Annotated in this window: 7 protein-coding genes; 4 read left to right on the top strand and 3 right to left on the bottom strand. The window is 67.9% G+C overall.

What is annotated here, in order from left to right; genetic code table 11:
* Positions 1-10 precede the first annotated feature (10 nt).
* From FXF52_RS40165 to FXF52_RS40155, 3 genes are all read right to left on the bottom strand, one after another.
* Positions 11-805, bottom strand: a complete 795-nt coding sequence (locus FXF52_RS40165; RefSeq protein WP_148804876.1) for an SDR family oxidoreductase — start codon at positions 803-805, stop codon at positions 11-13.
* Between the two features lie 149 nt (positions 806-954).
* A complete protein-coding gene (locus FXF52_RS40160; protein WP_148804875.1) occupies positions 955-1,500 on the bottom strand; it encodes a hypothetical protein in 546 nt (181 codons plus the stop codon).
* A 215-nt stretch (positions 1,501-1,715) separates the two neighbouring features.
* Complete coding sequence (locus FXF52_RS40155; protein ID WP_148804874.1) at positions 1,716-2,126, bottom strand: DUF6223 family protein; 411 nt, start codon at positions 2,124-2,126, stop codon at positions 1,716-1,718.
* Positions 2,127-2,345: 219 nt separating this feature from the next.
* Here FXF52_RS40155 and FXF52_RS40150 point away from each other — a divergent pair, with 219 nt between their 5' ends.
* From FXF52_RS40150 to FXF52_RS42750, 4 genes are all read left to right on the top strand, one after another.
* On the top strand, positions 2,346-3,461 hold the full coding sequence (locus tag FXF52_RS40150) for a sensor histidine kinase (protein ID WP_148804873.1): 1,116 nt from the start codon (positions 2,346-2,348) through the stop codon (positions 3,459-3,461).
* On the top strand, positions 3,458-4,120 hold the full coding sequence (locus tag FXF52_RS40145) for a response regulator transcription factor (protein ID WP_148804872.1): 663 nt from the start codon (positions 3,458-3,460) through the stop codon (positions 4,118-4,120). Before FXF52_RS40150 ends, FXF52_RS40145 begins: the two co-directional genes overlap by 4 nt.
* A gap of 245 nt (positions 4,121-4,365) precedes the next feature.
* Complete coding sequence (locus FXF52_RS40140; RefSeq protein ID WP_148804871.1) at positions 4,366-5,088, top strand: hypothetical protein; 723 nt, start codon at positions 4,366-4,368, stop codon at positions 5,086-5,088.
* 201 nt (positions 5,089-5,289) lie between these two features.
* Complete coding sequence (locus tag FXF52_RS42750; RefSeq protein ID WP_222870947.1) at positions 5,290-5,643, top strand: site-specific integrase; 354 nt, start codon at positions 5,290-5,292, stop codon at positions 5,641-5,643.
* The last annotated feature ends 73 nt before the right edge of the window (positions 5,644-5,716 follow it).

Genomic DNA, 5,716 nt, shown 5'->3' with positions numbered 1-5,716 from the left:
ACCCACGCTTTTAGCGGTAGGGGTGGTCGAGGAGGCCGTCAGCGTTACTACGCGCGTGTAGGTAGTCGGCGAAGGTGACCGTGCCGCGGTCGCCATCGGTGAGCAGGTGGTCGCCCACGCCGAACCCCGCGCCCAGCCTGCCCCAGAGGGGGATCTTGATGATTGGGCGGCGGCGCTGTGCAGCGGCGAGATAGGCGCGCATCAGGTCCGCCATCGACTCGACCTTCGGCCCGCCGAGCTCGCGAACGCGGCCTGCCGCAGGCCCCATGACAAGTTCGGCCATTCGCTCGGCGACATCGCCCGCGTCGACTGGCTGGAACAGTGACTTCCGCGGCACCACGGCGGCCGGACCTTTGGAGAGTCGCGCCAAGAACTTCAGCATCAGATCATGGAACTCGGTGGCCCGCAGGATCGTCCATGGCAGGCCGGAGTCTTCGACGAGCCGCTCGGTGTCCAGCTTGGCCTGGAAGAACCCGAACCGAACCCGGTCCACTCCGACGATCGAGACATACACCAGGTGCGGCCGCGCTCCACTTGTCGCGTCGAGGAGCTGCCGGAGCTGGGTCACGTCCCGTTGCGGTCGCCGGTAGTCGGCCGCACTCGCGCAGTGGGCGATCGCATCCACATCCTCGACCGCTGCGGCCAGACCCTCGCCGGTCTCGAGATCACCCTGGACGAACCCAGGTCCCTGAGATGGGCGACGGCTCAACACCCGCACCTCGGTCTGATCCTGTAACCGACGTACCAGCTCGCGACCCAGCACGCCGGTACCACCAGTGACGAGCACCCTTTCTGGACGTGTCATAGCCCCCTCCTAACCCTGGAACGGCTCGGCCAGTGGGTGAAGGCGGTGATGCGGTGGCCGCGGCGAACGCCTAAATTGAGGATGTGGCGGCCGGTGCGGCCCGTCGAGTCGAACACAGTGATGTTCATTGGCGTCTCCACCGGTTGGCGTCAGGCCTGGGGTTCGACCACGGTGGAGCGATGCGCGGGGCCGCGTTCGCCTTGTTCACGGCCCTTAGACAGGCCGCGGTCTAGGACGAATACCAGCGCGTACGCCTCGGCGACGGCGCATACCGCCCACATCGCCCAGGCCAGGACGCTGAGGTGCAAGGGCTGGTGCAGCACGTTGAACGGGCCCATGAACTCGGCGAACACGGTGCCCAGCCACACGATGAGGCCGAGCCGCCATGCCCTGTGGTGCAGGCCCGTCGTCCAGGCAGAAGCGATGGATCGGTAGACGAAGGCGTAGGCGATCCCGAACGCGAGCATCCCGCCGAGGATGATCAGCGGATTCTCCAGAATCCGTGGAAGCGGCTCCAGTTCCTTCCACACGGTGATGACCTTGGGGTGCTGGGTGTCGGGGTCGAACAACAAGCCTTCCGCACCTTGGCGTGAACCGCCGAGCAGGCGGAATGTGACGAACGTGCCTAGCACAAACGCGATGCCTCCGGCGAGGCCGGCAGCGAGTGTTCGCCAGATCGAGATGGTGTGTCGCATCGTTCTCCTTCCTGAGTTGGGGTGCCGTGAAGGAAGCCGCCACCAAGGGTCAAGTAGCGCTGCGTAACCGAGGGCATGCTGAATGGGCGCTCGCCGGTAAGTCTGCGGCTGAGGGCAGCTACCCGAGCACGAGGCTGGGCGGGGCGTCTACGGCGCGCTGGAATTTGGTGTGGCGGTCTTCTGCAGACCCGAACGCGCGCTCGTATTCGCTGCGGTCAGACGGTGCGGCGGGAGCGGGTCACAGCCAGCCAGCCGAGGACCGTGGCGATCAGCCCCATCACCAGGGCCAAGTAGCCACCGGCGATCCCGTTGCCGGTGCCGAGACCACCATCGGCGGTGACCACCACCAGCCCGCCGTTGACCACGGCGATCAGCCCCGCCGCCAGGGCCACGACGGCGCCCCTTCCTCCGTTGCCGATACGGCCGGCGGGTCGGGCCAGAGCCAGCCCGCCGATGACCACGCCAACCAGCGCCAGTAGCGCGGCCGCGCTGCCCCAGATTCGCTCAGGGGTCCAGCCGTAAACAGTGGCGGGCTCGGCCAAGACGTGCGCGGCCGCTGGTGTGGCAAGCACGAAGACTCCGAGCAGGGCGGCTGCGGCGGCGGCGAGCAGGTGACGGACGAACATAGGGATGCTCCTTCTCCTCGTAGGACTGGTTGTCGTCTGATCCTGTCCGCCGGACCGATCACCTGTCGTCCTGCTGACGCGGACACTTCACGCTGCCGCAAGCGGTGCATCCGGCTGCCACGGATGCCGCAGAAGCCGGGAAGGTACCGCGTGTGCGGTAGGCGGCCGATCATCCGCGCGCAGGAGCCGCCCGGGCAGACATCCGGTTAGGGTGCGCGCATGAGCAGGCGACGGATCGGTGTCAGAGACTGGACGATCGCCGCCGGCGTGGCGGCGATCCTGCTGGTCACCGGGCTATCCGGACAGCACTCCGCCACCAACCTCGACCTGCTCGGCTACGTGCTGCTGGCGGCCGGCGGTCTGGCGCTGGCCGCGCGCCGCCGCGCGCCGGTTCCCGTCCTGGCCGTCACCGGGCTGTGCGCGGTGGGTTACCAGGCGGCCGGTTTCGACGTGCCTGCCGTCGCGTTCCTGTTCGCGGTGTACGCCGCCGTGCGGGCGGGGCACCGCACTACCACGGTGGCGGTGAGCGTGATCATGCTCTCCGCTCTCCCCCTCGCGGCCATGGCCTCGGGCCTGCACGACACGGGCGAGGCGTTCGCGCAGGCCCGAGGTGTCCTCGAACTGGCCTGGCTGATTGCCGCCGGTGCGGCGGGCGAGGCGCTGCGACAGGCCGAGCGCCGGGCGGATGAGGCCGAGCGCACTCGCGAGGAGACCGCGCGGCGCCGCGCGAACGAGGAGCGGCTGCACATCGCACGGGAGCTGCACGATTCGCTCACCCACCAGATCTCCGTCATCAAGGTGCAGGCCGAAGTCGCCGTCCACCTGGCCGGCAAGCGGGGTGAACAGGTGCCGGAGGCCCTGCTGGCAATCCGGGAGGCCGGTCGTGAGGCGGCCCGGGAGCTACGAGCGACCCTGGAAGCGCTGCGCGACGACGACAAGAACCCGCCGCATGGGCTCGACCATGTCCCGGAACTGGTGCAACGGGCCCGGACGACCGGCCTGGACGCGACGCTGACGATCGAGGGACACCGAAACAACGTGCCGGCCGCGGTGGACCGGACCGCCTACCGGATCGTTCAGGAGTCGCTGACCAACATCGCCCGTCACGCCGCCGCCGCTACGGCGTCGGTTCGGATCGACTACCGTCCCGACGCCCTCGCGATCCGAGTCGATGACGACGGCAGGGCCACGCCGGGCACCGCGCCGGTGCCCGGCGTCGGGCTGCTCGGAATGCGCGAACGAGTCACCGCCCTCGGAGGTCACCTCCGCGCGGAACCACGCAGCGAGGGCGGCTTCACCGTCCACGCCGAACTTCCCGTGGATCAAACGTCATGATCCGTGTCCTGCTGGTCGACGACCAGCCGCTCCTTCGCAGCGGATTCCGCGCGCTCCTCGACGTCGAGGACGACATCGAGGTGGTGGCCGAGGCCGCCGACGGCAGCGAGGGCCTGGCGCTGGCCAAGGAACACCTGCCCGACATTGCGCTCATCGACATCCAGATGCCGGTCCTCGACGGCATCGAGGCGACCCGGCGCATCGCTGCGGACCCGGCCCTGGCCCGGGTGCACGTCGTCATTCTGACCAACTACGGCTTGGACGAGTACGTCTTCAACGCGCTGCGCGCCGGCGCCGCCGGATTCCTCGTCAAAGACATCCAACCGGAAGATTTCCTCCACGCCGTACGCGTCGCTGCCCGCGGCGACGCCCTGCTCGCACCATCGATCACCCGCAAGCTGATCAACCGATACGTCACCCAACCGCTCCACACCAGCACGGATAGGGGACTGAAAGAACTGACCAACCGCGAACGCGAGGCCGTAGCGCTGGTCGCACAGGGCCTGTGCAACGACCAGATCGCCGACCACATGGTGATCAGCCCGATGACCGCGAAAACCCACATCAACCGAGCCATGACCAAGCTCCACGCCCGCGACCGCGCCCAACTTGTGGTCCTCGCCTACGAATCCGGCCTGGTAACCCCACGCAACCGCTGACATCGATACGGCGGCGCGGCCGGATTAAAGAAGTAGCCGCGAGCCGCGCGTTACGCAGCGTGACTCAACGTTGGTGGGCTGCCCCTCGACTATGCCGAGATGAGTGCGTCGAGGACTCGAGCGGCTGGACGCATCGGGGGTCCAGATCCATTCGCAATGCAAACTGCGGATACCGCGACGTGCACGGTGTCGCCAGAATCGACGGTATGGGTTTACGGGCGCGATGGTCAGCCATCGTCGATCGCTTGTCGTCCTCCTACGCCGAAACGTTTGCCACAGGGTACGCGCGTGGGGCGTTCCGCAGAGCGAGCCGGCCACGGGCGATCGCTGCTCTGGTCCAGGCCGCGGAGGAGAAGTCGGCCAAGGGCGAACACGCAGCGGCGGAGGCCCTGTACCGCATGGCGGCAGACGCCGGAGACCACCGGGCCGTCGTGAAGCTGGTCAACTGGCCGGGTATCCGGGAGAACCACGCTGCGATGGAGGCCGTGTATCGGGCGGCGATCACGGCCGGTGACGTTCAGTCGTCGGCGTCTTTGGCGGCGCTGCGCGCCCGGCAGGGCGACACGGCCGAAGCTCGGATGTTGTTCACGGTGGCCATCGAGTCCGGCAGCGTCAACGCGTTGACGATGTATGCGGCCTTCCTGCACAACCACGGCGAGCCCGGCGAGCTCAGTGAAGCGATCGAGCATCGCCGTCGCCAGGTGGCGGCCGGCGACACCGGTTCTCTGCCGATCCTCGGCGCGCTCTTGCTGAAGGTGCCGCATCGACAGGTCGAAGCGGAGGCCGTCCTGCGTCAAGGTGCCGCGCTGTTGGAGAACCGTTGCCGATGCCTGCTCGCTGCCCTGCTGTTGGACCAGGGTGCAACCAGTGAAGCAGCTGAGCTGATCCGGCGTGTACGCGCCACCGGTGACGACCTGGTACGTGGCTACGCCGAGCGGCTCGCGGAGGAGTACGAGTTGCCCTCGTAATCTCCCGGACCAACAGCAGTACCCGCCGGGCGGCCCTCGCGACTGAACATCCGCATCTGACTGCGCGCTCCGCCCGCAGCTGCGGATGGTTACCTCGGGCGCGGGTTTCAGATGTCGGTTGACGCGGTGTGTGCATAGCCGTGCCCGGTCTCTGCCGGCGCTTCTGTGGCCTGACGACCGACGTCCGGAAGTCTGGCGCGGATGCGCGGTGTCGTGGGTACGGTGGCCCACAATTCGCACTCCTGCCAGGAGGGGCGCTCTGGCCACGATGACCAAACGGACAGCGGCTATCTGGTACTACGCCAAGCCGACAACCTTCACAGGCTCGCTCCAGCACGGACTCGGCCGGGGATCCGGATGTCGAGGATGCACCCCCACATGCTGCGCCACACGTTCGTGACCACCATGCTCGACGCCGGCGTCAGCCTGCGCGACGTGCAGATCGCCGCTCGTCACGCCGACGCGCGCACCACCATGCGCTACGACCGAGCCCGCAAGAACCTCGACCGGCACCCCAACTACATCCTCGCCGCCTACATGGCCTCCGGGACATAGCCAGCGCTCGCGGCTTTGCCGATGACAGCGCGTTGAAATTCGGGCCGGGCACCCCGCATCGCTTCCGCCACCT

The organism is Micromonospora sp. MP36, assembly GCF_008119785.1.
In the GTDB taxonomy this organism is placed as follows: Bacteria; Actinomycetota; Actinomycetes; order Mycobacteriales; family Micromonosporaceae; genus Micromonospora.
The sequence above is the reverse complement of the archived record's forward strand: the minus strand, read 5'-3'. Positions and strand labels throughout refer to the sequence as shown.